This is a genomic window from Streptococcus sp. 3874 (assembly GCF_013276425.1).
Lineage (GTDB): Bacteria > Bacillota > Bacilli > Lactobacillales > Streptococcaceae > Streptococcus > Streptococcus pseudopneumoniae.
In genome coordinates this window covers 1-3,508 of record NZ_VMLA01000148.1, presented here as the reverse complement: position 1 = coordinate 3,508, position 3,508 = coordinate 1, and the positions used below count along the sequence as shown (strand labels likewise).

Here is a 3,508-nt window from a genome sequence, read left to right as displayed (position 1 = left end):
GTTTTGCAGGAAGTCTATTGTCAAAAATGTGATGGTAATCTTGTCCATCGACTGTCAGGTGACGTTCATAAATGCCTGAAGTCACGACAGATTGATTGACAACGGGAATGGTCATTAAGTGATTTCCCCTCGGATTGGCTGAATCTTGAATCTCGATTTGCCAAGGGTTATCCCCTCTTGTCTGATTTTTTCCAATGGTCAGGATACTCCCTCCCAGATTGATCAAGGCAGAAGTCATACCCTCTTTTCTAAGAAATTGGGCACCCTTTATCTGCACTATAACCCTTGACTAAACAACCTAAATCGATTTTCATTCCTTTCTGCTTTAAGAATACAATGGAAGTAGAAGAATCTAACTCGATATCATGAGGATTGATTAGAGACAGCACCGCTTCAATTTCTTGAGGTTGTGCAGCTTTGGCATCTGAAAAACCAATGCGCCAGGTTTGAATTAGGGGACCAATACTGATGTTGAGCTGGCTATAGAGTGCTAGGCTATGCTCTAAACCAAGTGAAATCAGTTCAAACAGGTCTGGATGAACAGTGACGGGGGCTATTCCTGCTTGATAATTGATTTCCATCAACTCAGATTCTTGACTATTGGCATTGAAATGGTATTCAAGCTTTTTGAGCAAATCAAAGGATTTTTGGAGTAAGATATCTGCTCACTCATTAACTAATGAAATAGTGATAGTGGTTCCCGTTAGGAGTTCAGAATGTGAACGAAGAGGCAAGCTAGCAACTTTTTTCTTTTGTAGAAAATAAGTTGCAATATCAAATAATTATATAAATGGAAGACCTTGTATTTTATTTTCATGTTATTATAATACCATAAAGCTAGAATTTTCATAAATTAAATTTGGAAAAAGTCAAGAAATATGCTTAAAAAAATTCATTAGGCTTGAAATTAGGATAAATGGAGAATTGTTTTTGATAAAAAATGATAAAGTAATAGCAAACCTCTGGTAAACGCTGACAATAAATGGTATACTAGTAAGGTAAATTTAGAATGAAAGTAGGAAATTTTTTATGAGTAAAATTGTTGTAGTCGGTGCTAACCATGCTGGTACAGCATGTATTAATACTATGTTGGATAATTTTGGAAATGAGAACGAAATTGTTGTATTTGACCAAAACTCTAGCATCTCTTTCCTAGGATGTGGAATGGCTCTTTGGATTGGTAATCAAATTGACGGTGCTGAAGGCTTGTTCTATTCTGATAAAGAAAAATTGGAAGCTAAAGGTGCTAAGGTTTACATGAACTCACCTGTTCTTTCAATCGACTATGATAACAAAGTAGTCACAGCCGAAGTTGAAGGAAAAGAGCACAAAGAATCATACGAGAAATTGATTTTCGCTACAGGTTCTACACCAATCTTGCCACCAATAGAAGGTGTTGAAATTCTTAAAGGAAACCGCGAATTTAAAGCAACTCTTGAAAACGTACAATTCGTGAAATTGTACCAAAACGCTGAAGAAGTGATCAATAAACTTGCTGACAAGAGCCAACACCTTGACCGTATCGCCGTTGTTGGTGGTGGTTACATTGGTGTTGAACTTGCTGAAGCCTTTGAGCGTCTTGGAAAAGAAGTTGTCCTTGTCGATATCGTTGATACTGTCTTGAACGGTTACTATGACAAAGACTTTACACAAATGATGGCGAAGAACTTGGAAGACCACAACATCCGCTTGGCTCTTGGTCAAACTGTTAAAGCAATCGAAGGTGACGGTAAAGTTGAACGCTTGATTACCGATAAAGAAACTTTTGATGTGGATATGGTTGTTCTTGCGGTTGGTTTCCGTCCTAACACAGCTCTTGCTGACGGTAAGATTGAACTCTTCCGAAATGGTGCTTTCCTTGTAGATAAGAAACAAGAAACTTCAATTCCAGGTGTATTTGCAGTTGGTGACTGTGCGACTGTCTATGATAATGCTCGTAAAGACACAAGCTACATCGCCCTTGCTTCAAACGCAGTTCGTACTGGTATCGTTGGTGCCTACAATGCTTGTGGACATGAATTGGAAGGAATCGGTGTTCAAGGTTCAAACGGTATCTCAATCTATGGTCTTCACATGGTTTCAACTGGTTTGACTCTTGAAAAAGCAAAAGCTGCAGGTTACAATGCGACTGAGACAGGATTTAACGATCTTCAAAAACCAGAATTCATGAAACACGATAACCATGAAGTAGCGATTAAGATTGTCTTTGACAAAGATAGCCGTGAAATTCTTGGTGCCCAAATGGTTTCACACGATATTTCAATCAGCATGGGAATTCACATGTTCTCACTTGCTATCCAAGAGCATGTAACAATTGATAAATTGGCATTGACAGACCTCTTCTTCTTGCCACACTTCAACAAACCATACAACTACATCACAATGGCTGCCCTTACAGCTGAAAAATAAAAATGATGAACTATCTGGTCTTAAGTTAAGGTCGGATAGTTTTTTAGGTACGACGGGTCATGGCCTACATCTGAGGAACAAGTCCTCTGTGGGCACTAGCTACCGATGAACCCAACAGCGCCCCTCAATCCTGACTATCGTGAGGTAGCGGACGAAGACGGTCTGGAGATAGACCCTGACGTTAGAGTAAAAAACGTTAGAGGAAAGAATAGCGAAATCCTGGTTCTAGGAACAGAGAGGTGCTAGGAAAGCCTATCTAGCAGATGAGATAGCCAAGAACTCTAAAGTTTAAATAGGTAGTCGTAACTTATATCTGTAAGTCATGAAAGTAATTGAATTCGGACTAAGGTTTGTGTGAAAAAGATAAATCTTCCTAGAGTCCAAAGACTCTGCGTCCGATTTCCTATTTTCACTGTAACCTTTTAACGTCCTCTGTTATAAAGGAAGAAAAATCTGGGACTGATTCCGTGAGGTTTCATGAGCGCCTAAAGCATAGTAACAAGGAATCATGAGAAGTCAGCAGAAGCCATAGTAGTGATGAAGTTTCTGTAGTAGTATTAAATGGTTCAGTTGTATTTCCCAAAAAGATGTGCCAATACAATGTATTACATAAATCGAATTTTAAATCTTAGGAAGTAGAAATTTTTAATGGTAGTAGATTTTCAAAGTGGTGAAATATGTTGAGGAATTTATTTTCTTTTCAAACATCAGATATTATTTATTTTGATAATGCAGCTACAGTTCCCAAGCCAAAAGCTGTTGTTAATAAATTAACAGAAGTTTATTCAGGAATTCCAATAAACATTAAGAGACATAATTCAAAAAATGATTTAATTTTTTCTAATGAATATGAGGCTGTTAAGAAAAAAATTAAAAATTTTCTAAGTGCCAGTAACTACAATGTGCTTTTCACTAAAAGTGCTACGGAGGCTTATAACTTACTTAGTAGGTCTATAAAATATAATAAAGGTAAATTAGGCGTGTCTGTATTAGAACACCATTCTAATTATTTACCTTGGAAAATGTTATAGTTGCTTAGTTTCAAACAAGCATGTTATAATAAAGCTATGGCATATAGTACAGATTTTAAACAGCGAGC

General features: G+C 37.3%; 2 protein-coding genes and 1 pseudogene. 2 read left to right on the top strand and 1 reads right to left on the bottom strand.

The window, feature by feature from the left end; all coding sequences use genetic code 11:
* Positions 1-734, bottom strand: a pseudogene (locus tag HT703_RS11180) (FAD:protein FMN transferase); the annotation flags it as partial.
* 295 nt (positions 735-1,029) lie between these two features.
* Here HT703_RS11180 and HT703_RS11175 point away from each other — a divergent pair.
* Together HT703_RS11175 and HT703_RS11170 are read left to right on the top strand one after the other, a co-directional pair.
* Positions 1,030-2,409, top strand: a complete 1,380-nt coding sequence (locus HT703_RS11175; RefSeq protein ID WP_000036801.1) for an FAD-dependent oxidoreductase — start codon at positions 1,030-1,032, stop codon at positions 2,407-2,409.
* Positions 2,410-3,086: 677 nt separating this feature from the next.
* A complete protein-coding gene (locus HT703_RS11170) occupies positions 3,087-3,440 on the top strand; it encodes an aminotransferase class V-fold PLP-dependent enzyme (protein ID WP_000945719.1) in 354 nt (117 codons plus the stop codon).
* Positions 3,441-3,508 lie beyond the last annotated feature (68 nt).